At 62.5% G+C, this 21,105-nt stretch carries 17 protein-coding genes and 2 pseudogenes; 10 read left to right on the top strand and 9 right to left on the bottom strand.

The window, feature by feature from the left end; all coding sequences use genetic code 11:
* A partial coding sequence (locus AB5Y64_RS13190) for an IS1595 family transposase (protein WP_368203555.1) occupies positions 1-740 on the bottom strand: 740 nt, incomplete at its 3' end.
* Positions 741-1,020: 280 nt separating this feature from the next.
* On the opposite strand from AB5Y64_RS13190, the gene AB5Y64_RS13185 reads away from it, so the two are divergent.
* The 3 genes from AB5Y64_RS13185 to AB5Y64_RS13175 all read left to right on the top strand — a co-directional run bounded on the left by AB5Y64_RS13185 (position 1,021) and on the right by AB5Y64_RS13175 (position 4,974).
* On the top strand, positions 1,021-2,562 hold the full coding sequence (locus AB5Y64_RS13185; RefSeq protein ID WP_171865218.1) for a TerC family protein: 1,542 nt from the start codon (positions 1,021-1,023) through the stop codon (positions 2,560-2,562).
* A 175-nt stretch (positions 2,563-2,737) separates the two neighbouring features.
* Positions 2,738-3,847 carry an alkene reductase gene (locus AB5Y64_RS13180; protein ID WP_171865216.1) on the top strand — a complete coding sequence of 370 codons (1,110 nt, stop codon included), beginning with the start codon at positions 2,738-2,740 and terminating at the stop codon, positions 3,845-3,847.
* 140 nt (positions 3,848-3,987) lie between these two features.
* Positions 3,988-4,974, top strand: a complete 987-nt coding sequence (locus AB5Y64_RS13175; RefSeq protein ID WP_171865214.1) for a zinc-binding dehydrogenase — start codon at positions 3,988-3,990, stop codon at positions 4,972-4,974.
* Positions 4,975-5,048: 74 nt separating this feature from the next.
* Here AB5Y64_RS13175 and AB5Y64_RS13170 read toward each other — a convergent pair whose 3' ends face one another.
* Positions 5,049-6,068 carry an adenosine deaminase gene (locus AB5Y64_RS13170; protein WP_171865212.1) on the bottom strand — a complete coding sequence of 340 codons (1,020 nt, stop codon included), beginning with the start codon at positions 6,066-6,068 and terminating at the stop codon, positions 5,049-5,051.
* Between the two features lie 201 nt (positions 6,069-6,269).
* Between AB5Y64_RS13170 and AB5Y64_RS13165 the strand changes: the two genes are divergently transcribed.
* From AB5Y64_RS13165 to AB5Y64_RS13145, 5 genes are all read left to right on the top strand, one after another.
* Positions 6,270-7,019, top strand: coding sequence for an HAD-IIA family hydrolase (locus AB5Y64_RS13165; protein ID WP_010675115.1), 750 nt, complete (start codon positions 6,270-6,272; stop codon positions 7,017-7,019).
* 141 nt (positions 7,020-7,160) lie between these two features.
* Complete coding sequence (locus tag AB5Y64_RS13160; protein ID WP_161469638.1) at positions 7,161-7,529, top strand: cupin domain-containing protein; 369 nt, start codon at positions 7,161-7,163, stop codon at positions 7,527-7,529.
* A gap of 206 nt (positions 7,530-7,735) precedes the next feature.
* Positions 7,736-9,400 carry an asparagine synthase B gene (asnB, locus tag AB5Y64_RS13155; RefSeq protein ID WP_041213050.1) on the top strand — a complete coding sequence of 555 codons (1,665 nt, stop codon included), beginning with the start codon at positions 7,736-7,738 and terminating at the stop codon, positions 9,398-9,400.
* 167 nt (positions 9,401-9,567) lie between these two features.
* On the top strand, positions 9,568-10,068 hold the full coding sequence (locus AB5Y64_RS13150; protein ID WP_041213051.1) for a thioredoxin family protein: 501 nt from the start codon (positions 9,568-9,570) through the stop codon (positions 10,066-10,068).
* A gap of 128 nt (positions 10,069-10,196) precedes the next feature.
* Positions 10,197-10,820, top strand: coding sequence for a glutathione S-transferase family protein (locus AB5Y64_RS13145; protein WP_171865210.1), 624 nt, complete (start codon positions 10,197-10,199; stop codon positions 10,818-10,820).
* A 72-nt stretch (positions 10,821-10,892) separates the two neighbouring features.
* Here AB5Y64_RS13145 and maiA read toward each other — a convergent pair whose 3' ends face one another.
* From maiA to AB5Y64_RS13115, 6 genes are all read right to left on the bottom strand, one after another.
* The gene (gene maiA / locus AB5Y64_RS13140) at positions 10,893-11,531 is read right to left on the bottom strand and encodes a maleylacetoacetate isomerase (protein WP_010675120.1); all 639 of its coding nucleotides are present in this window, start codon (positions 11,529-11,531) and stop codon (positions 10,893-10,895) included.
* Between the two features lie 69 nt (positions 11,532-11,600).
* Positions 11,601-12,599, bottom strand: a complete 999-nt coding sequence (locus AB5Y64_RS13135) for a fumarylacetoacetate hydrolase family protein (RefSeq protein WP_043155130.1) — start codon at positions 12,597-12,599, stop codon at positions 11,601-11,603.
* A gap of 10 nt (positions 12,600-12,609) precedes the next feature.
* On the bottom strand, positions 12,610-13,758 hold the full coding sequence (locus AB5Y64_RS13130; RefSeq protein ID WP_368203963.1) for a homogentisate 1,2-dioxygenase: 1,149 nt from the start codon (positions 13,756-13,758) through the stop codon (positions 12,610-12,612).
* Entirely contained in the window at positions 13,751-14,905 is a 1,155-nt protein-coding gene (hppD, locus tag AB5Y64_RS13125; RefSeq protein WP_201872201.1) for a 4-hydroxyphenylpyruvate dioxygenase, read from the bottom strand. The genes AB5Y64_RS13130 and hppD overlap by 8 nt, the downstream gene beginning before the upstream one ends.
* Positions 14,906-15,144: 239 nt before the next feature.
* Positions 15,145-15,798 (bottom strand): HAD family hydrolase, encoded by a 654-nt coding sequence (locus AB5Y64_RS13120; RefSeq protein ID WP_171865204.1) that lies wholly within the window; start codon positions 15,796-15,798, stop codon positions 15,145-15,147.
* Positions 15,795-16,439, bottom strand: a complete 645-nt coding sequence (locus AB5Y64_RS13115) for a TIGR01621 family pseudouridine synthase (protein WP_113977541.1) — start codon at positions 16,437-16,439, stop codon at positions 15,795-15,797. The genes AB5Y64_RS13120 and AB5Y64_RS13115 overlap by 4 nt, the downstream gene beginning before the upstream one ends.
* 88 nt (positions 16,440-16,527) lie before the next feature.
* Between AB5Y64_RS13115 and AB5Y64_RS13110 the strand changes: the two are divergent.
* Positions 16,528-18,120: pseudogene (locus AB5Y64_RS13110) on the top strand (ABC transporter substrate-binding protein).
* 103 nt (positions 18,121-18,223) lie between these two features.
* On the opposite strand, the pseudogene AB5Y64_RS13105 reads toward AB5Y64_RS13110, so the two are convergent.
* Positions 18,224-19,777 (bottom strand): annotated as a pseudogene (locus AB5Y64_RS13105) (methyl-accepting chemotaxis protein).
* Positions 19,778-20,159: 382 nt separating this feature from the next.
* Here AB5Y64_RS13105 and prpB point away from each other — a divergent pair.
* Positions 20,160-21,059, top strand: a complete 900-nt coding sequence (gene prpB, locus AB5Y64_RS13100) for a methylisocitrate lyase (RefSeq protein WP_368203959.1) — start codon at positions 20,160-20,162, stop codon at positions 21,057-21,059.
* The last annotated feature ends 46 nt before the right edge of the window (positions 21,060-21,105 follow it).

The following is a 21,105-nucleotide window of genomic DNA, read 5'->3' as shown; positions in this document are numbered from 1 at the left end:
CGATTGCGCACGACCTGATGGGTCACTCCCTGCGCTTTGCTGAAACTGGCATACACCCCGGCGCCGTCGCTACACAACACCGCATCTGACGAGACAAGGGGTGTCAAAACAGCTATCACCGTCTCGGCATTCATTTTCTCCAACTGAAAATCCGCATGGTGACCAGCCCGGTCCTGAACCACCATCACCGGGATGTAATCCGGCCCTGTGCCTCGGGTACGGCCTTTGCCCCCACGGTGGCGGGCCGGGCGGGGCAAACCACGTTGCCCTTTAAACGACTCCAAGAAGAAGGTCTCATCAACCTCGACGATACCCCCTTCCCGTGCCGCCTGGTGACTCGCCATGGCTTTCAGGAAGCGGTGACGCCACAAGAAGGCGGTATTTTTACAGACTCCGCAGCGGACGGCAGCCTGTCGGACGGTCAGACCGTCGATGAGGGCCTGGGCGTAGTCTTCCCAGCATTGTGCCTTGCGAAGTCGAGCCAGAGGCGTCTTGGTGAGAACGGAACTGGTGCGCAGACACTGCTTGCAGCGATAACGACGCAGCCCTCGACTCCAACCCCAGGGAGCCAACTGCGTAGCCTCGGCCTGACAGTGAGGGCAACATCGACAAGCGGGGAGTTGAGCGGCCAGCGAGGTGATTGGGTGAGGGGTAGTGAGTTCATGTTGCGCGAGGCGACGCTGGCGCATGGTGAGCTGTGGAAAGAGAGACAGTAGATGTTGAAAGGCTTGGGTATCCATGATGGAGGCCCTCAGGGTGATGACCTACTTCAAGGTTAGCCTTTCAACATGTAATTGGGACAGCGCCTTGCCAAATGGCGGCGAGTCGTTATCATCAGGGCTCACTTTTGACCCGAGGTTTTATTGCCCATCATGGACAATCCCCGAAGTAGCCCTTCGTCTTTTCCCATCAAAGCCTATCTGTACCTGCTCAACCAACGCCTCTGAAGCGATCGTCTCCGTCACCACGGCCACGCCGTGACCACGATTCACTGCATCTGTCTTCATTGAGGTCAATCACATGGAATTCTTGCTGGACCCGTCAATCTGGGTCGGTCTGCTTACCCTGATCATCCTGGAAATCGTTCTCGGGATAGACAACCTGGTCTTCATCGCCATCCTGGTGAAAAAACTGCCCCCCGCCCAGCGGGACAAGGCGCGCATCATCGGTCTCTCCCTGGCCCTGCTGATGCGCCTGGGACTGCTCACCATCATGTCATGGCTGGTCACCCTCACGGCTCCTCTGCTGCACATCTGGGATCACCCCTTCTCCGGTCGGGATCTCATCCTGATGGGGGGCGGCCTCTTCCTGCTGTTCAAGGCCACCTCCGAGCTGCATGAGCGACTCGAGGCCAAGCCCGAGGAGCAAGGCGGCACCGGCGTCTATGCCGGGTTCGGGGTGGTGATCGCCCAGATCCTGGTGCTGGATGCGGTCTTCTCCCTGGACTCCATCATCACCGCCGTCGGCATGGTGGATCACCTCGGCGTCATGATGGCGGCCGTGACCATCGCCATGGTGGTGATGGTGCTCGCCTCCAAGCCCCTGACCCGCTTCGTCAACGCCCACCCCACTGTGGTGGTGCTCTGCCTGAGCTTCCTCTTGATGATCGGCTTCAGCCTGGTGGCGGAGGGCTTCGGCTTCCACATTCCGAAGGGCTACCTCTACGCGGCCATCGGCTTCTCGGTGCTCATCGAGTTCTTCAACCAGCTCGCCCAGCGCAGTGCCCTGCGCCATGAGGCGCGCCAGCCCCTGCGCGAGCGCACCACCGCCGCCATCTTCAAGCTGATGGGGGGGAACAAACGCTCAGCCCACCCGCAGGAGGACGAAGAAGAGGTGCAGGCTCAGCCCCTGCCCCCCGGTTTCGGTGAAGAGGAGCGTTACATGGTGAGCGGCGTGCTGTCGCTGGCCGAGCGTTCCATTCGCACCATCATGACCCCGCGCTCCGAGATGGAGTGGATCGACGTGAGCGACAGCGAGGACGAGATCCGCGCCCTGCTGCAACGGGCCCCCCACAGCCTGTTCCCGGTCTGTGACGGGGAGCTGGACGAGATCATCGGGGTGGTCAAGGCTCGGGATCTGCTGTTTGCCCTCAACGAGGGGCAATCCCTGGCAGCACTTGCCAGACAGAACGAGCCTGCCATCGTGCCCCAGACCATCAACGTGATCCGGCTGCTGGCGGAGCTGCGTCAGGCCAGGGGCAGCCTCATTCTGGTGGCGGACGAGTTTGGCGTCATCCAGGGGCTGGTCACCAACCACGATCTGCTGGAGGCCATCGTCGGCGAGCTGCCGGACGAGGACGAGACCCCCGATGTGGTGCGCGAGGGCGAGCATTGGCTCATCCACGGCACCACCAACATCCATCAGGTGGAGCAGGCCCTGAACTGCGACGGTCTGGTGAGCGAGAGCGACGAGTACGTGACCCTGGCGGGCATGCTGCTCTCCCACTTCGGCAGTCTGCCCGACGTCGGTCAGCAGTTGCACCTCGGCCAGTTCTGCTTCGAGGTCATGGCCGTGAGCGAGCGGCGCATCGAGCGAGTACGGGTTACCCCACTCTCCCCCTGATCATCGGTGGCAATGCAGCAAAAGAGGGCCTTTGGCCCTCTTTTTTCTGGCGCGAGCCCGGCCCCTCCCGGGCCATTGCTGCGATAACGGCAATTCTCTTCTGCAATACCCCCTCTTTTTCACAATAACAATCCCCTTTAGAGTCACCTCACTCCCAAAGATTGAGGAATCCATCATGCACCACGATCCCCTGTTCTGCCCCCTTCGCCTCGGCCAGCTGCACCTTGCCAACCGCATCGTCATGCCCCCCATGACTCGCTCCCGCGCCAGCCAGCCCGGGGACGTGGCCAACGCCATGATGGCGACCTACTACGCCCAGCGTGCCGGGGCCGGCCTCATCATCAGCGAAGGCACCCAGATAGACCCCCTGGGCAAGGGCTACGCCTGGACGCCGGGCATCCACAGCGCCGAGCAAGTGGCAGGCTGGAAGCAGGTAACAGACGCGGTCCACGCCGAGGGGGGCATCATGTTCGCCCAGCTCTGGCACGTGGGCCGGGTCACCCATCCTGACAACATCGGCGGCGCCCAGCCCCTCTCCTCCTCCGCCATCCAGGCCAAGGGAGTGAAGGTGTTCGTCGACAACGGCAGCGATGCCCCGGGGTTTGTGGAGACCGTCACCCCGCGCGCCATGACCCAGGCCGACATCGACGCCGTGGTGGGGCAGTTTCGCCAGGCCGCCCGCAACGCCATGGAGGCGGGCTTTGACGGCATCGAGTTGCACGCCGCCAACGGCTACCTCATCAACCAGTTCCTCGACTCCGAGTCCAATACCCGCACCGACGGCTATGGCGGTTCGCTCGAAAACCGGCTGCGTTTCCTCAAAGAGGTGACCGAGGCGGTCTGTGACGAGATCGGTCCCGACCGGGTCGGGGTACGCCTTGCGCCGCTCACCACCCTCAACGGCACCGTGGATGCCAACCCCCAGGAGACCTATCTGGCCGCCGCGCACCTGCTGGGCCAGCTCGGCGTGGTCTATCTGCACGTCGCCGAAGCGGACTGGGACGACGCCCCCCTGATGGCGGAGAGCTTCAAGCAGGGGCTGCGCGATGCCTTCCCCAACACCCTCATCTACGCCGGCAAGTACGATGGGGAACGCGCCCGCGCCGCCATTGAGGCAGGCTGGGCCGACATGATTGGCTTCGGTCGCCCCTTCGTGGCAAACCCCGACTTGCCGAACCGCCTGCGCCACGGCCATCCGTTCGCTCCCCATGATCCCGCCACCCTGTTTGGCGGCGGCGAGAAAGGGCTGACCGATTACCCCGTCTATGGGGCAGAGCGGGCATAAGGCGGCTCGCGCCGAACGCCTTACCGGGCGGGCCCCACCAGCGTGGGGTCCGCCTTGTTGTCTCGCCAGTGCAACAACAACTCAAGACATTGTTACGCCATATAACTCAATCTGCGCCACCTCTCTTTCAAGGAGTCACTATGACCCACACCCATGCCTGGTGCTGGCACGCCCCCGGCGAACCTGACCAGCTCACCCTCACCCGGCAAGCGCTCCCCACCCCCGGCCCCGATGAGGTTCTCGTCGCCAACCGGATCATCGCCTTCAATCCGGTGGACTGGAAACTCATCGAACAGGGTCATCCCCACTGGCAGCCAGGCCATGTGCCTGGCGTCGATGGCATGGGCACCCTGGTGGCGCTGGGGGCCAACGTCACCCACCTGCGCCCCGGCACCCGGGTCGCCTATCACACCGACCTGCGCCATGGCGGCAGCTTTGCCCGCCACACCCTGGTGCCGGCTCGCGCCCTGATGCCGGTGCCCGATGCCCTGAGCGACGAGGCGGCCGCCGCGCTCCCCTGCCCCGGCCTCACCGCCTGGCAGGCGCTGGCCAAGCTGCCGCACCTGCACGGGGAGGCCCTGCTCATCTCGGGGGCTGGCAGCAGTGTCGGCCGCTTCGCGGTGCAACTTGCCCTCCAGAAGGGTGCCCGCGTCTTTGCCAGCGCCAGCCCGCGCCACCACCAGTGGCTCAAACAGCTAGGCGTGCAGGGGGTGGCGGACTATCGGGATCCCGACTGGCTGGTCCAGTTGCAGGCCGCCAACGGCGGTGAACCCTTCGAGGGGATCATCGATCTGGTCTCCAGCCAGCAGGCAGAAGCCTTGCTGCCTGCCCTTGGCTATTACGGCCACATGGTGACGGTGCTCGGGCGCATCGCGCGCAACCCGCTGCCCGCCTTTAGCCATTGCCACTCATTGCACGAGATTGCCCTCGGCGCCCAGCACGCCTTTGGCTCGGACAAACAGTGGAGCCGTCTGGTGGCGGCCGGTGTCGCCATGATGGCGCAGATGGCGAGCGGCGAGCTGACCCCGCCGCCGCTGGTGGTGGGCAACTTCGACGCCCTGCCTGCCCTGCTCACCCGCGTCAAGCAGGAGGGCCAAGGGGAAAAATATCTGGTGAGGGTGGGTTGATACCCGCCCAACGATGGCACAAAGTGGCCCGCCATGGCGGGCATCCTGCATTCAAGGTGTGCAAGACGGCCTGCTCAATGCAGGCTCACCCCGTGCAGGGCGGCATGGAGGCGAATGTCACGGGTCAGGCGCACCTTGTCCGCAAGGCTCAGCCAGCTCGCCTCCACGGCATTGAGACTGAGGCGGCACAGCTGCTCCTGACTGGCGCCAAGCCCGTCGGCCAGGGCCTGAAAGTTGGCCCCCAGGTATCCCCCGAAATAGGCGGGATCGTCGGAGTTCACGGTGACGCAGAGCCCCTGCTCCAGCAACCTCAGCACATTGTGGTGGGCCATCTGGTCAAACACCCTGAGCCGCACGTTGGAGAGGGGGCAGACGGTGAGGGGCAGCCGGGTATCCGCCAGATAGCTCAGCAGCGAGGGATCCTCGACGCAGCGCACCCCGTGATCGATGCGTTGCACCCCGAGCTCCCGGATCGCCTGCCAGATGTAGTCAGCCGGCCCCTCCTCGCCGGCATGGGCCACCAGCGGCAGCCCCAGCTCGCGGCAGCGAGCGAAGACCCGGGCAAACTTGCTGGGCGGGTTGCCCCGCTCCCCCGAGTCGAGGCCGACCCCGTGCAGGCGCGCCAGGTGCGGCGTGGCCTCTGCCAGGGTGGCGAATGCCGCCTCTTCACTCAGGTGGCGCAGGAAGCTCATGATAAGACGCCAGCTGATGCCAAAGGCTGCTTCGCCAGCCTGCAGCGCCCGCTCGATGCCCCCCAGCACGGTGGCAAAGTACACGCCGCGGGCGGTGTGGGTCTGGGGGTCGAAGAAGATCTCCACGTGCACCACGTGATCGGCAACGCAGCGCTCGAGATAGGCCCAGGTGAGGTCGAAGAAATCCTGTTCGTGGATGAGCACGCTGGCGCCGAGGTAGTAGAGATCGAGGAAGGATTGCAGGCCGTCGAACTCATAGGCGGCGCGCAGGCTGTCGACATCAGGCCAGGGCAGCGCCACCCCGTTGCGCTGGCCGAGGGCGAACATCAGCTCGGGTTCGAGGGTCCCCTCGATATGCAGGTGCAGTTCCAGCTTGGGCAAGCCGGCAATAAAGTGCTCCATGATGACGGCTCCATAATCAGACTTCGTGCGGACACCACCGGGGCGGCGCCCTCCCTTCGCCTTCATTGTGCACCCATCTGGCCCGCCGGAGGAGACTTGTCATCAAAGGGCCTTATAATGGCGGCACAAAAACCATAACCGATTGAAGAGACGAACAGAGGGAGGCCCTGTCCCCGCTCTTGCGCCCTACAAGGAGAATTCATGAAGAAAAACGTCATCTGTGACATTGACGGCGTCATCCTGCACAACAACGATCTCATTCCCGGCGCCGACCGCTTCGTCCACCGCCTGCTGGAACAGGGCAGCAAGCTCCTGTTCCTCACCAACTACCCGGCCCAGACCCAGAAAGATCTGCAAAACCGCTTCCGATCCGCCGGAATAGAGGTGCCCGAGGAGTGCTTCTACACCTCCGCCATGGGCACCGCCGACTTTCTCAAGCGCCAGGATGGCAAGAAGGCCTATGTGATTGGCGAAGGGGCCCTGACCCACGAGCTCTACAAGGCCGGCTTCACCATCACCGATATCGACCCGGACTTCGTGGTGGTGGGGGAGACCCGCAACTACAACTGGACCATGATGCAGCAGGGCGCCAAGTTCGTGGATCAGGGGGCCCGCTTCATCGCCACCAACCCCGATACCCACGGCCCCCTGATGTACCCGGCCTGCGGCGCCCTGTGTGCCCCCATCGAGCGGATGACCGGCAAGAAGCCCTTCTACGTCGGCAAGCCGAGCGCCTGGATCATTCGCGCGGCCCTCAACCGGATGGAGGCTCACTCCGACGACACCATCATCATCGGCGACAACCTGCGCACCGACATCCTGGCTGGCTTCCAGGCCGGTCTCGAGACGGTGCTGGTGCTCTCCGGGGTGAGCAAGGTGGCGGACATCGACCGCATGCCGTTTCGACCGAACCACATCTTCGACTCCGTGGTGGACATCGACATCGTCTGATCCCGGGTGCCGCCCTTCCGGTAGCCTTCAGCCTGCACGGGCCCCCTTGGCAAAGGGGGCCCGTTTCGTTTAACGTAAGCGCAACATCGTTAAACAAACTAAACGGGAGCAGGATGCTCCTTCGCCACTCAAGGACGCACCATGAAGAGCCTGAACGACTGGATCCTGCTGGACAAGCACACTGTCTCCCCCACCCCGCTGATGCCTCCCCCCGAGCGCATCAGGGCCGGAACGCCGAGCCAGACGGCATGGAACCACTACTCCGACCCGAGCCAGCAGTTTCACGTGGGCTTCTGGGCTTGCGAGCCGGGCTGCTGGGCCGTTCACTATACCGAACACGAATACTGCCAGATGCTGGAAGGGGAAGCGGTGATCCACGACGAGCAGGGCGACCGGCTGCACCTCAAAGCTGGGGATCAGTTCGTCATTCCCGCCGGTTTTGTCGGGCAGTGGGAGACCCTCACCCCTTGTCGCAAGCTCTATGTGATCTTCGAACCCGCCGCGACTTGACGCGCACGTCAACCCTGACCCTCTCTCTTCAGACGGCCGGACGGCCGCCATCCCCTGGCGCAACTTGACGCTTACGGCATGATTTTCTGCGGTTTTCCCGCTTGCAAAAGGGTTTTCCGCTAGGCATTGTGATTGGCGAGGAATGTAAATGGAATTTCGAGCCCAAACGTGGGGGGCTCATATAAAAATCAAGAGGATTACCGCCAATGTGTTCTATTTTCGGCATTCTGGACATCAAGACCGACGCCACTGCCCTGCGCAAATCGGCCCTGGAGATGTCCAAGCGACTGCGTCACCGCGGGCCTGACTGGTCCGGCGTCTACAGCTCCGACAAGGCCATCCTGGTGCACGAGCGCCTGGCCATCGTCGATCCGGGCAATGGCGCACAGCCTCTCTACAACCCCGAGCGCACGCACGTATTGGCCGTCAACGGCGAGATCTACAACCACAAGGAGCTGGAGAAGAACCTCAAGGTCGACTTCCAGTTCCAGACCCACTCCGACTGTGAAGTGCTGCTGGCCCTCTACAAGGAGAAAGGCCCGGCGTTTCTGGACGATCTGAACGGCATCTTCGCCTTCATCCTCTATGACGCCGAGCAGGATGCCTACCTGATTGGTCGCGACCACATGGGGATCATCCCCCTCTATACCGGCCGCGACGAACACGGCAACTTCTATGTCGCCTCCGAGATGAAGGCCCTGGTGCCCGTGTGCAAGAGCGTCGAGACCTTCCCGCCGGGACACTACCTGTGGAGCAAGGATGGCGAGCTTAAAACTTGGTACAAACGGGACTGGATGGAATACGCGCCGGTCGAGCACAACGTCAGCGACAAGGCCGAGCTCAAAGCGGCCCTGGAAGCGGCGGTCAAGCGCCAGCTGATGTGCGACGTGCCCTATGGCGTGCTGCTCTCCGGTGGTCTGGATTCGTCCGTCATCTCCGCCATCACCAAGCTCTATGCCGCCCGCCGGGTGGAAGACGATGGCAAGAGCGAAGCCTGGTGGCCCCAGCTGCACTCCTTCGCCGTCGGCCTGGAAGGGTCACCGGATCTCGCCGCCGCCCGCAAGGTGGCCGATCACCTGGGCACCATCCACCACCAGATCCACTTCACCGTGCAGGAAGGACTGGATGCCCTGCGGGACGTCATCTATCACCTCGAGACCTATGACGTCACCACCATCCGCGCCTCCACGCCCATGTATCTGATGGCCCGCTACATCAAGGCGATGGGCATCAAGATGGTGCTGTCGGGAGAGGGCTCCGACGAGCTGTTCGGCGGCTACCTCTACTTCCACAAGGCCCCCAACGCCCGTGAGTTCCACGAGGAGAACGTGCGCAAGCTCGCCTCCCTGCACCTCTATGACTGCCTGCGGGCCAACAAGTCCATGGCTGCCTGGGGCGTGGAAGGCCGCGTGCCCTTCCTCGACAAGGAGTTCATGGACGTGGCGATGCGCCTCAATCCCGCCGACAAGATGTGCGGCAAGGGCAAGATCGAGAAGCACATCCTGCGGGAAGCCTTCGAGGATCTGCTGCCCCACGAAGTGGCGTGGCGCCAGAAGGAGCAGTTCTCCGACGGTGTGGGCTATTCGTGGATTGACAGCCTGAAAGCCATGGTCGAGGAAGAGGTGACGGATCAGATGTTCGAGGCCGCGGCCTTCCGCTTCCCCGTCAATACCCCGCTCACCAAGGAGGCGTACTACTACCGCGCCATCTTCGACGAGCACTTCCCGCTGGAGTCCGCCGCCCGCACCGTGCCCTACGGCAAGTCGGTCGCCTGCTCCACCCCGACGGCGCTGGAGTGGGATGCCAAGTTCAAGGAGATGGCCGACCCCTCCGGTCGCGCCGTGATGGATGTCCACCAGCAGGGTTACTGATCGCCCCTGACCTGAATACAAAGCCCCTCTCGAGGGGCTTTGTTGTTTTCTGCCATTCCATTGCCGCTTTTTGCCTTCCCCTTCCCTGTTTGCGGCTTGGCGCAGGAAACGCCTCGTGTCACATTGTCTGCGCCTGGAAGCAAAGATAACGACACAAGGAAGAGACCATGAAACGACTGTTACTGCCCCTGATACTGGGCACCCTCCTTTTCAATGGCGCCGCCTGCGCGGGCGACCACCTCTGGAGTCAGAGCCTGCCCGCTTACAGCCAGGGTTATGACGAGACGCGGGATCCGGCCCGCGATCTCGCTGCCGCCACCGCCAAGGCCAGTGCCGAGGGCAAGAAAGTCCTGCTGCTGGTGGGGGGCGAATGGTGCAGCTGGTGCCAGGAGATGAACCGCTTTCTGGACCGGGAACCCGATCTCGCCGGCCAGCTCAACCGCACCTTCGTGGTGGTCAAGGTGAACGTCAGCGAGCAGAACAAGAATGAATCCTTCCTGAAAGCCTACCCCGAGTATCTGGGGGTGCCCCACTTCTACGTGCTGGATGCCAAGGGCAGGCTGCTCGAGTCCTTCAACACCGGGCTGCTGGAGAAGGGGAAGAGTTACGACGGGGAGAAACTCGGCAAATTTATCGCCTATTTCCAGCCCAGGACCACCCACGGCTGACTCGCCAGTCAATAAAACAGGGCACCGCACGGTCAGTGACAGTGCAGGGCCCTGATGGCTACGCAAACAGGGAAGTGGCATGTCTGCGACAAACAGGCCATCCATCACCCCGGACAAGGACGAAAAAGATGTTGCGAATACTGGGCAAGGCGTCGTCAATCAATGTGCGCAAGGTACTGTGGACCTGTGCCGAGCTGACCCTCCCGTTCGAACTGGAGGAGTGGGGATCCGGCTTCAAACCCACGGATACCCCGGCGTTTCTGGCACTCAACCCCAATGCCATGGTGCCCGTCATTCAGGATGAGGATTTTACGCTGTGGGAGTCGAACACCATCATCCGCTACCTGGCGACGCGCCATGGTGCCAATGCACTCTATCCCGCCGAGGCGAGAGCCAGGGCTCGGGTCGATCAATGGATTGACTGGCAGGCATCGGACTTGAACACCGCCTGGCGCTACGCCTTCCTGTCGCTGGTGAGGCGCTCCCCCCAGCATCAAGACCATCAGGCCCTTCACGCAGCTTGCCTGCAGTGGTCTCACTGCATGGAGATCCTGGAGAGACAGCTTCAAACAACCGGAGGATATGTGGCCGGTCCGCACTTCTCGCTGGCAGACATTCCCATCGGGCTGTCAGTCAACCGCTGGCTGGAGACGCCCTATGATCGCCCGTCGCTACCCACCGTGGACGACTACTACCTGCGACTGAAAGAGCGGCCGGGGTTTCGACGCTATGGGGCCAATGGCACGCCCTGAGGCGAGCAAGATAACTCGGGCAAGGAAAGAGACAGCAGACCGGGCCAACCCGCTGGTCCGGTCTGCACAGCTTCAGGGCTGGGCATCCGGCTGATTGGCGGGGGCGGCCTTGATAAAGGCCTGCAACTGCTCGCAGTTGGCGACGATGCGCGCAATGGTGGGGTAGTCATCCAGGGTCATGTCGAAGCGGCGGGCGTTGTAGACCTGGGGCACCAGCATGCAGTCCGCCAGGGTAACCTCATTGCCCACGCAATAGATGCCGGCGGTGGTCATGAGAAGCTGCTCCAGCGCGGTGAAGGTCTCGTCTATCCAGTGGCGATACCAGGCATCCCGCGCCATCTTGCTCTGCCCCAACTCCTGCTCCAAGTAGTGCAGCACGCGCAGGTTGTTGAGGGGGTGGGTGTCACAGGCGATCATGTTGACTATCTGGCGCACCCGGGCGCGCTCGATGGGGGCGGAGGGCATCAGGGGGTAGGCGGGATAGGTCTCGTCGAGGTACTCCATGATGGCCACCGACTGACCCAGATGCACGTCATCGTCCACGAGAAACGGCACCAGCCCCTGGGGATTGACCCGGCGGTAGGCCTTCTCCTTCTGCTCACCCTGCCGCAAGTTGACCGGGTGCTGCTCATAATCGAGCCCCTTGAGTTGCAGTACCAAACGCACGCGAAAGCTGGCCGATGAGCGCCAATATCCAAACAACTGCAGCATAGTGTGTCCCTGTGGTGGCAGGTGTCTGCCACCTGCCGTGTCGCCCGCCCCTCCCGGGGTCGGGCTCTCCTAGCTCGCCCGCTCGGCCGTTGCTTGCGTGACCCGCTGCAAAATGGTGCCAAACAGACTCATCCCGTTGCGATCCTGCATCGCGATGGACACTGTATCACCAAAGCGCAGAAAGGGTGTAGTGGCTTGACCTGACTCGATAATTTCCAGCATCCGCCGCTCGGCAAGGCAGGAGGATCCCCGGCTTCTGTCGTAGTTGGAGACGGTGCCCGAGCCGATGATGCAGCCCGCCCCGAGCGGCCTTGTCTTGGCGGCATGGGCAATCAGCTCATGGAAGGTGAAGGTCATGTCCACCCCAGCGTCGGGCTGCCCGAACAGGGCGCCGTTGAGGTGGGTCACCAGGGGCAGGTGGACCTTGCCATCGCGCCAGTCATCCCCCAGCTCGTCCGGGGTGATGGCCACCGGCGAGAAGCTGCTGGAGGGCTTGGACTGGAAGAAGCCGAAGCCCTTGGCAAGCTCCCCGGGGATGAGGTTGCGCAGGCTCACGTCGTTGACCAGCATCAAGAGCTTGATGTGACTCGCCGCCCCCTGCGAACGGGTGCCCATGGGCACGTCGTCGGTGATGACGGCCACTTCCGACTCAAAATCTATGCCCCACTCCTCGGAGCCCATCACGATGGGGCCACGGGGTGGCAGGAAGCTGTCAGAGCCTCCCTGATACATCAGGGGATCGTGCCAGAAGCTTTCTGGCATGTCGGCGCCGCGCGCCTTGCGCACCAGCTCCACGTGATTGACGTAGGCACTGCCGTCAATCCACTGGTAGGCGCGAGGCAGCGGGGAGAGGCACGCCTCCTCATCGAAGGGGAAGGCGTCGGGGCAGGCGCCCTCGTTGAGTCGCTGATAAACCTTCGCCAATTGCGGCGCCACTTCGCCCCACTGGTCGAGGGCCGACTGCAGGGTCGGGGCAATGGTCGTCACATGGACGGCGCGCGCCAGATCGCGGCTCACCACCACCAGGGCGCCGTCGCGCTTGCCATTGTTCAGGGTTGCCAATTTCATATCGAATTCCTTATTTGCCGAGCGTCTCTGGACGCTGCCAGCTGGTGACATAACCGGGGTGTTCGACCCCTTCGCAGATCGGGCCGACGGCCAGGGCATCACGGGTGTCGAGCATCACCGCCACCTCGTCGGTGAAGGTCTTGGCATGGGCCAGCCCCGCCGCAAAGGCCTTGGGATGAGGACCATGGGTGAAGCCGGCAGGGTGGAAGGTGACCATGCCCCGCTTGATGTTGTCCCGGCTGAAGAAGTCCCCGGCGTGGTAGAAGAGCACTTCGTCGAAGTCGTCATTGCTGTGGTAGAAAGGCACCCGCAGGGCACCTGGGTCGATCTCGATGGGACGCGGCACGAAGGTGCAGATGACAAAACGGCTCGCCACGAAGGTGGAGTGGGCCGAGGGAGGCAGGTGGTAGCGGTGGCTCATCAGCGGGCGGATATCCCGCCAGTTGAGGCGCACCACGCACAAGTCCCCGTGCCACCCTTGTGCATCCAGCGGGTTGAACGGCCAGGTGACGACCGAGACCTGATCGTGGCGCTTGATCTGCAGCGACCAGGGGTTTTCATCCTGCTGGGCCAGGAAGCGCTCGTTGATGGCGGGCACGTCCAGGGCCGCCGGATCGAAGATGGCGTGATTGCCCACCAGTCCCTTGTCCGGCAGCTGATAACTGTCTTCCGTCGCCTCGATCATCAGGATGAAGAGGGGCGCGGTGGGCTCGATGCGCCACATGGTGCCACGGGGGATCACCACATAGTCGCCATCTCTCAAGATGAGGTGCCCGTAGTCGCAGTAGAACTCGCCGCTCCCCTCGTGAATGAACAGGAGCTCGTCGCCATCGGCGTTGCGCACCAGAAACGGCATGGGCTCATGCAGGCGCCAGATGCGGTAGCGGCAGTGGGGGTTGCTGAGAATATCCGGCATCACCCAGGGGGAGAGGGAGCTCACCTCCTCCTGCAGATCGTTCAAGTCAAACGCCCGTGGCCGAAGCGGCCCTTCCCAGTTGACCCAGTCGGTGGGAGCATGCTTGTGGTGCATGTGGGTGGCGGGGCCGAAGAAGCCCGAGCGCCCCAGCTCGCGCTCATAGATGGCCTGCTCCGGCAGATCGGCATGGGCCTGGCGGGAGTGGGTTCCCTCCCGATGGGGGAAGCTTATCCAGTTACGCATCACTCGGTTCTCCGTTTTTCTGGCCCTGCGCGGCACCGTTCACCTCCCCTTGCGTGGATCCGTCCAGCACGCCACGGCGGATCTGATCCAGCTCGATGGATTCGAACAGTGCCTGGAAGTTGCCCTCACCAAAGCCCTCGTTGCCCTTGCGCTGGATGATCTCGAAGAACACGGGACCGATCACGGTATCGGTGAAGATCTGCAGCAGAATGCCGTCCTTCGTCGGCGAGCCGTCGATGAGGATGCGCAGCGTCTTCAGCGCCGCCAGATCCTCCTGATGACCCGCCACCCGGCTGTCCACCTTCTCGTAGTAGGTGTCCGGCGTCGGCATGAAGCCGGTTCCCCGCCCTCTGAGCGTGCGGATGGTGTGATAGATGTCGGCAGAGGCGAGCGCGATGTGCTGGATCCCCTCCCCCTTGTACTGACGCAGGTACTCCTCTATCTGGGACTTGTCGTCTGCCGACTCGTTGATGGGAATGCGAATTTTGCCGCAGGGGGCCGTCATGGCGCGCGAGTGCAGTCCGGTCAGCTTGCCCTCGATGTCGAAGTAGCGGATTTCCCGGAAGTTGCCGATCCGCTCGTAGAAATTCGACCAGAGGTTCATGTTGCCGCGATGGACGTTGTGGGTCAGGTGGTCGATCTCATAGAGCCCTGCGTCCACCTCGGCCATGCGGGCCTGCCAGTCGGGGTAGAAGATAAAGTCCACGTCATAGATGGAGCCCCGCTCGCCATAGCGATCGACAAAGGAGAGGGTACTCTCGCCGATGCCGTAGATGGCGGGGATGTTGAGTTCCATGGGGCCGATTTTGCCCACAAACGGCTTGGCCCCCTGGCCAATGGCGTACTGCTGGGCACGGCCGGCATCGCTCACCCGAAACGCCATGCCGCACACGCTCGGACCATGGGCCCGGGCAAACTCCTCCGCCTGGGAGTGGGGCTCGGCATTGACCACGAAGTTGATGTCCCCCTGGCGATAGAGCCAGCACTGCTTGTGCCTGTGCTTGGCCACTTCGGCAAAGCCCAGTGAGACGAACAGCGCCTTGAGGGCCGCAATGCCCTTGAGATCCGGCGCCGTGTACTCGACGAACTCAAACCCGTCGGTGCCAAGGGGGTTGATGGTGTGAGTACGGGAAGAAGGGGTGGTCATGATGCGCTCCTTGCGATGAACTGATAACGAAACGGTTCACGCCGCAAGGGCTCGACAGGCAGCCCGCACGGCATTGTTAACAACTTGTTTCATTAGAGTGGCGAGCGCAGGGAATGAGAAGGGGCGACGTTCAGATAGTTTGGCGGGGATCCGCGCCAAAAAATGTAAATGAAATGTGACATCACAGCCCCAACCTTGCACTGCGCTCGTTAGCGTCCCGCAAGGCTGTCAGCTTTGCCTTACAGGTGCCAGGTTTTCACCCTGAGGTGGGGCAAGCGGGCCCGCGCCAGTTGCAGACGGCGGCGCGTCGGATTGATGAGCCAGGCCTCTTCCCCCAACGCCAGCAGCGGCAGATCGTGCAGGCTGTCGCTCAGGGTGAGCACGGCGTCCAGGGTGAGGAGCTCGGGCTGCAACTTGTGCCTGCCGTGGCAATAACAACGCGGCACCAGGCCACCGAGGCGATAGTGCATGCGTGAGCCCAGAATGCGATGGGGGAGCCTTGGCAGTTGACGATGGAGCTGGGCTCGTACCAGGGCGCGGGGGCTCGCGGAGATGACCCAGCAGCGGTGCCCCTCTCCCATCAAGAGGGCTCGCGCCTCCCGATACAGACCGGGCCGGGTCAGGCTGTACTGCCGTACCAGGGCGCGCCAGGCCAGGGGGGATAGCCCGAGGGTGATGGCCCACCAGATGAGTGCAATGCCGCGACTGCGCTGACCTGGCAGCAGATAGATCACGGCACCGAACGCCATCAGTGGCCACAGCAGCAGCGGCCAGATACGGCGGCGCAAGATGAAACGCAGCAACCCTGCATGGCTGTCATCCGGCGCCAGGGTGTCATCGAAGTCGGCCAGGATCCAGCCGCGGGCTGAGACACTCGCAGTTGCAGCGCTCATTCGGTGAGTTCTGCGATGGCGGCATGCAACTCGGGCAGGAGGAACAGTGTCCCCTCATCGGGCGGACAGACGAGATCGAAACTCTCACCTGCCAGGGTGAAGGCGAGGCGCCAGGCGTGCAGATAACCGCGATCCGCCACCGTGCCGCCGTAACGCTCATCCCCGAGGATGGGGGCTCCCACGCTCTTCAAGGCCACCCGGATCTGATGGGTCTTGCCGGTCCGGGGCTTGATGCGATAAAGGCGCAGCCCCTCGCGCACCGAAACGGAGTCGAACCAGCTGATGGCCGGGTTATCCTGGGTGCGGCTCAGCATCCAGCTGCCGCCTCGCCCTTTCTCCATGTCCCCCTTCACCCAGCCCTGCTTCTTCTTCGGCTTGCGATCGGAGAGGGCCAGATACTGCTTGCTCACTTCCCGCGCCGCGAAAGCCATGCTGAGGGCGCGATTCGCTTCGGGGGTGCGGGCCAGCAGCACCAACCCAGAGGTCATCTTGTCCAGTCGATGGACCGGATAGAGGTCAAGACCGGTATCCATTCTGACCCGATTGACGAGACCCGGCTCGCCGGCATCATCGTGCATGCCAATGCCCGGACGCTTGTTGATCACCATGAAATCTTTGTGCTGCAATTGTATCCGGTACATGTATAACCCTTTAGAATGTTATTTGTTAACAACTTGAATGCAGGCCTGCAGGCCATCTTCATGGACCCTCAGCACAAGAATCGCACGAATGAAAAAATGCCTGTTTTGGCTGTTGTTGCTTGGCATCACTTGCTTCTCGCCCCTCCAGGCCAGTGAACGGACACGTGATCTGCCGGAGAAGGTGGTATTGCAGTTGCGCTGGCTGCATCAGCCCCAGTTTGTGGGCTATCACATGGCCAAGGCCAAGGGGTATTACGCCGACGCCGGTCTGGATGTCGAGATAAGGCCAGGTGGCAAGGGAATAAGTCCGGTTCAGGAGGTGCTGGCCGGACGCGCCGACTTTGGCGTCGGCAACACCGAGGTGCTGACCCACTACGCCCAGGGCAAGCCGCTGCTGGCGCTGGCCAGCGTCTACCAGCACTCTCCCTCCATCTTCCTGGCACGCCGCGACAGCGGCATTCTCACCGTTGCGGACATGCGTGGCAAACGGATCATGATGTTTCCGGGTCATCAGGATGCCGAACTGCTGGCCACCCTCTACTATCAGGGGCTTCACGAGCGCCAGCTCATCCCGGTACCCACTTCGGTCAACATCGACGATCTGATCGCCGGCCGGATAGACATCTTCAACGCCTATCTGAGCAATGAGCCCTTCTATCTGGAAGAGCGCGGCATCTCGGTGTCCGTCATCAACCCTCGCAACTACGGCATCGATTTCTACAGCGACATTCTCTTCACCACCCAGGCACAGGAGCGGCTTAATCCGGAGCGGGTGGCACGTTTTCGTGCAGCCAGCCTCAAGGGATGGCGCTATGCCCTCACCCACCCCGAGGAAGCCATCGCCCTGCTGCGCACAGAGTATGGCGTCAACCGCAGTCAGGCCCACATGGAATAAGAGTTGCAGATGAGCAAGGAGATGATCCAGCCGCTCTATGTGGAGATCGGGTATATGAATCCGGATCGCTTCGCTCACATCATGCAGCAGCTGGTGGAGATAGGCCTCCTTGCCAAACCGGTCTCCCTGACCCGTTTTCTCTATCAGGTTCCCTCAGAACAGTGGAGCTTCTGGCGTCCATGGTTCCTGCTGAGCCTGGGGGTTGGTGGTCTCATCCTGCTGCTCTCCCTCTATCTTCTGATGAGCAACAAGCGGCTCAACCAGGAAGTGGCCCTGCGCAAACAGCGAGAGCAGGAGATACTGCAACTGGCCCGCCTCGATCCCCTTACCGGGCTGCCCAATCGACTGAGCCTGATGGAGCAGTTGAAACACCAGGTGCAAAGCGACAATCCGGGCTGCCTGCTGTTTTGCGATCTCAATGACTTCAAGCGCATCAACGACAACTTCGGCCACAGCCACGGGGATGCCATCCTCTGCCAGCTGGCCCGACGGATCCACGGCGCCATCGGCCACCAGTGCTATTTTGCCCGCTTGGCGGGGGACGAGTTCATCCTGCTGCTGCCGGGCTACGATATCCGTCAGGCAGAGGAGGTCACCGCCGTGATCCGCCAGGCCATGCAGGCCCCCTTCGTGGTCAATGACCAGCCGATGCAGGTGGGCATCAGCATCGGCGTCAGCCACTACCAGCATGACTGGAGCCCGGAGCAGTGGCTCATCCAGGCCGACAGGGCCATGTATTGTGACAAGGGTGGCCGCGTCATCACGCTGGCGGAGCAGTCCGGCTGACTTGCTCATCTCCCGGCACACAGATCCGATACCCCCGTGAAACCGATAAACAGGAAGGCCACCCCAGGGGTGGCCTTCCTGCATTGCATGAGTCTGAATGCTCTTACCCGAAGGTCTGCCCCAGGGATTTGAGCTGGCGAGCCTTGGTGAGCAGGATGTCGCTCGAGGCGTCCATGTCCTGCATCTTGTTGCTGTTGGTGTGGGAGTGCTGGGAGATGGCGTTGACGTTGCGGCTGATGTCCTCCACCACCGCCTGCTGCTCCTCTGCCGCCGTCGAGATCTGGGCCGAGAGGTCCACCACCCGTTCTATTTCCGCCAGCACCTGATGCAGGCTCTCTGATCCCTGGCGGGTCAGGGTCACGCAGGATTGGGTCTGTTGCAGGTTCTGCTGCATCATGCCCTTCCAGCCGTTCAGGGTACGCTGGATCTGGCCTATGCTGCTCTGGATCTGCTCGGTCGCCTTGTGGGTGCGCGTGGAGAGGGTTCGCACCTCGTCCGCCACCACCGCAAAGCCTCGCCCCTGCTCCCCTGCCCGCGCAGCCTCGATGGCGGCGTTGAGCGCCAGCAGATTGGTCTGATCCGCAATGCCCTGGATCTCGCTCATCAGCACACCGATGCGGTCCGATTCCTCCGCCAGTGCCACGGCGGCCGTGAAGGCATGCTCTGCCTGGGTGGCCAGCTCCGTCACCCTGTGCTGGGTATCTTCCAGCTGCTGATCGGTGTGTTGGCAGTGCGCCTTGGCCTGGGCTATCTGGTTGTCCGTCTCCAGGATATTGCGGGCAATCTCGTGGGCTGTCGCCGCCATTTCGGTGATGGCCGTCGCCACCTGCTGGGTCTGGACATCCTGTTCGGCGATGTCGGCGCTCGCCTCGCTGGAGGCTGTTTTCAGATGCACCGCGAGATCCTGCAGGGAGAGGGTCGCATCGTCCACTCGTCCAAGGACGGTGCGGATCCTGGCCTGCAACAGCTTGATGTGGAAGTCTGCAATGGCACTGGCATCCTCCCCCGAATAGATGAGCCGGGTCAGGCTGTCATATTCGTCCGCGAGCTGTCGCAGATAACGGGGGGTAGTGATGAGGGTGTCACGATAGATCAGGGCCAGCCACAAGAGAGGCAACAGGGTGAACAACGGCCCCCAGGGCCCCATCAGATAGGCCCCCCCTGCCAGCATCAGCAAGACACCGACGATGGCCAGCCCGTGGCGCATCGGGCGCAGGCTCAATCCGCCCTTTCGCTCCCCCCGCTCCACGCTCTTCAATCTGGCATAGGTGCGCCCGGCCACGGCTTTCATCTCCGGCGCGGCGCGACTGCGGACCGACTGGTAGCCATTGATCCGCCCCTGCTCGAAGATAGGGGTGACATAGGCATCCACCCAATAGTAACGCCCATCCTTGCAGCGGTTTTTCACCATGCCGCGCTAGGGTTTGCCCTGCTTGAGCTTGCCCCAGAGGTCAGCAAAGGCAGCCTTGGGCATGTCCGGGTGGCGAACCATGTTGTGGTGCTGGCCGATGAGCTCGGCCCGGCTGTACCCCGCTACCCGGCAGAAGTGATCATTGGCGTAGGTGATCACACCCTGCAGGTCCGTAGTGGAGACCAGCTGTTCATTGGCAGGAAAATCCACCTCTTCGTCGATGAGATGAACCTGGCTTTTCTTCATGGCGCACACCCCTTGTTTGATCACCCACTGAGCGTAGCCAAACGCCTACGGGCAAGCAACGCAGAGACCCAGTCGGGGAGGATGGCTGAGACACAATTTGCATCCTGTTTGACGCCGCGCAAGATTTTGACCCCAAAAGCCCCGATTTGGCCAAAAAACACTCGGCATTTTCCCAGGTTCACCGCTCTCCCACACGATGCATCACACCAAAAAATGGTTCCAACGAGTCTGTGGTGCTGGCGTTGCCAGGGGTCCGTCAGGGGAGAGCACACTTGATACGACCTTGGACCTAAGCATAATTGACGTTAACGTAAACGTAGTGTGAGATAATACCGTTCACCCTACACATCCAGCAGACACGCACCCCATGAAAGGAGTCACCATGTCCAACCTCTCCCCCTCGGCCGGCAAGCGTTTTCGCACGGCCCTGGCCAACGAAAAGCCCCTGCAGATTGTCGGCACCATCAATGCCTACATGGCGCTGATGGCAGAGCGCAGCGGCTTCCAGGCCCTCTATCTCTCCGGCGCCGGGGTAGCGAACGCCTCCTATGGCCTGCCGGACCTCGGCATGACTTCCATGAATGACGTGCTCATCGATGCCGAACGCATCACGGCTGTCACCCAGGTGCCACTCCTGGTGGACATCGACACCGGCTGGGGGGGCGCCTTCAACATCGCCCGCACCATTCGCGCCTTCGAGCGTGGCGGTGTGGCCGCCGTCCACATGGAAGATCAGGTGGCCCAGAAGCGCTGCGGCCACAGGCCGAACAAGGCGGTGGTCACGGTCTCGGAGATGGTGGACAGGATCAAGGCGGCGGTGGATGCCCGCCAGGACGAGAGTTTCGTCATCATGGCCCGCACCGACGCCCTGGCGGTGGAAGGGCTGGGCTCGGCCCTGGAGCGGGCCGCCGCCTATGTGGAGGCGGGCGCCGACATGATCTTCGCCGAAGCGGTCACCGAGCTCGAGCAGTACGACCGTTTCAGGCAGGCGGCCGGGGTGCCGATCCTCGCCAACATGACCGAGTTCGGCAAGACCGAGCTGTTTGACAAGGAGGCGCTCGCCTTGCATGGCGTCGACATGGTGCTCTACCCCCTGAGCGCCGCCCGCGCCGCCAACCAGGCCGCCCTCAACGTCTATCAGACGCTTCGCCGTGACGGCCACCAGCGCGCCGTGGTCGACACCATGCAGACCCGGGAGTCCCTCTACGATTTTCTCGGTTACCACCACTACGAGCAGACCCTGGACAGGCTGTTCACCCAGGATCTGTCGACCAAGGAATAAGACGGCGACCGGCCGCCTTATGCTGGCGGCTGGCGCATCAACGGAC

The sequence above is a fragment of the Aeromonas sp. R5-1 genome (assembly GCF_040908265.1).
In the GTDB taxonomy this organism is placed as follows: domain Bacteria; phylum Pseudomonadota; class Gammaproteobacteria; order Enterobacterales; family Aeromonadaceae; genus Aeromonas; species Aeromonas caviae.
The sequence above is the reverse complement of the archived record's forward strand: the minus strand, read 5'-3'. Positions and strand labels throughout refer to the sequence as shown.

What these genes read in the sequence shown, in the direction of transcription:
- AB5Y64_RS13115 (WP_113977541.1), bottom strand. Translation starts at nt 16,439, where the DNA reads ATGTACCGGATACAATTGCAGCACAAAGATTTCATGGTGATCAACAAG.
- asnB (WP_041213050.1), top strand. Translation starts at nt 7,736, where the DNA reads ATGTGTTCTATTTTCGGCATTCTGGACATCAAGACCGACGCCACTGCC.
- AB5Y64_RS13175 (WP_171865214.1), top strand. Translation starts at nt 3,988, where the DNA reads ATGACCCACACCCATGCCTGGTGCTGGCACGCCCCCGGCGAACCTGAC.
- hppD (WP_201872201.1), bottom strand. Translation starts at nt 14,905, where the DNA reads ATGACCACCCCTTCTTCCCGTACTCACACCATCAACCCCCTTGGCACC.
- AB5Y64_RS13170 (WP_171865212.1), bottom strand. Translation starts at nt 6,068, where the DNA reads ATGGAGCACTTTATTGCCGGCTTGCCCAAGCTGGAACTGCACCTGCAT.
- AB5Y64_RS13120 (WP_171865204.1), bottom strand. Translation starts at nt 15,798, where the DNA reads ATGAGCGCTGCAACTGCGAGTGTCTCAGCCCGCGGCTGGATCCTGGCC.
- AB5Y64_RS13185 (WP_171865218.1), top strand. Translation starts at nt 1,021, where the DNA reads ATGGAATTCTTGCTGGACCCGTCAATCTGGGTCGGTCTGCTTACCCTG.
- AB5Y64_RS13180 (WP_171865216.1), top strand. Translation starts at nt 2,738, where the DNA reads ATGCACCACGATCCCCTGTTCTGCCCCCTTCGCCTCGGCCAGCTGCAC.
- AB5Y64_RS13165 (WP_010675115.1), top strand. Translation starts at nt 6,270, where the DNA reads ATGAAGAAAAACGTCATCTGTGACATTGACGGCGTCATCCTGCACAAC.
- AB5Y64_RS13160 (WP_161469638.1), top strand. Translation starts at nt 7,161, where the DNA reads ATGAAGAGCCTGAACGACTGGATCCTGCTGGACAAGCACACTGTCTCC.
- AB5Y64_RS13135 (WP_043155130.1), bottom strand. Translation starts at nt 12,599, where the DNA reads ATGAAATTGGCAACCCTGAACAATGGCAAGCGCGACGGCGCCCTGGTG.
- maiA (WP_010675120.1), bottom strand. Translation starts at nt 11,531, where the DNA reads ATGCTGCAGTTGTTTGGATATTGGCGCTCATCGGCCAGCTTTCGCGTG.
- prpB (WP_368203959.1), top strand. Translation starts at nt 20,160, where the DNA reads ATGTCCAACCTCTCCCCCTCGGCCGGCAAGCGTTTTCGCACGGCCCTG.
- AB5Y64_RS13130 (WP_368203963.1), bottom strand. Translation starts at nt 13,758, where the DNA reads ATGCGTAACTGGATAAGCTTCCCCCATCGGGAGGGAACCCACTCCCGC.
- AB5Y64_RS13150 (WP_041213051.1), top strand. Translation starts at nt 9,568, where the DNA reads ATGAAACGACTGTTACTGCCCCTGATACTGGGCACCCTCCTTTTCAAT.
- AB5Y64_RS13145 (WP_171865210.1), top strand. Translation starts at nt 10,197, where the DNA reads ATGTTGCGAATACTGGGCAAGGCGTCGTCAATCAATGTGCGCAAGGTA.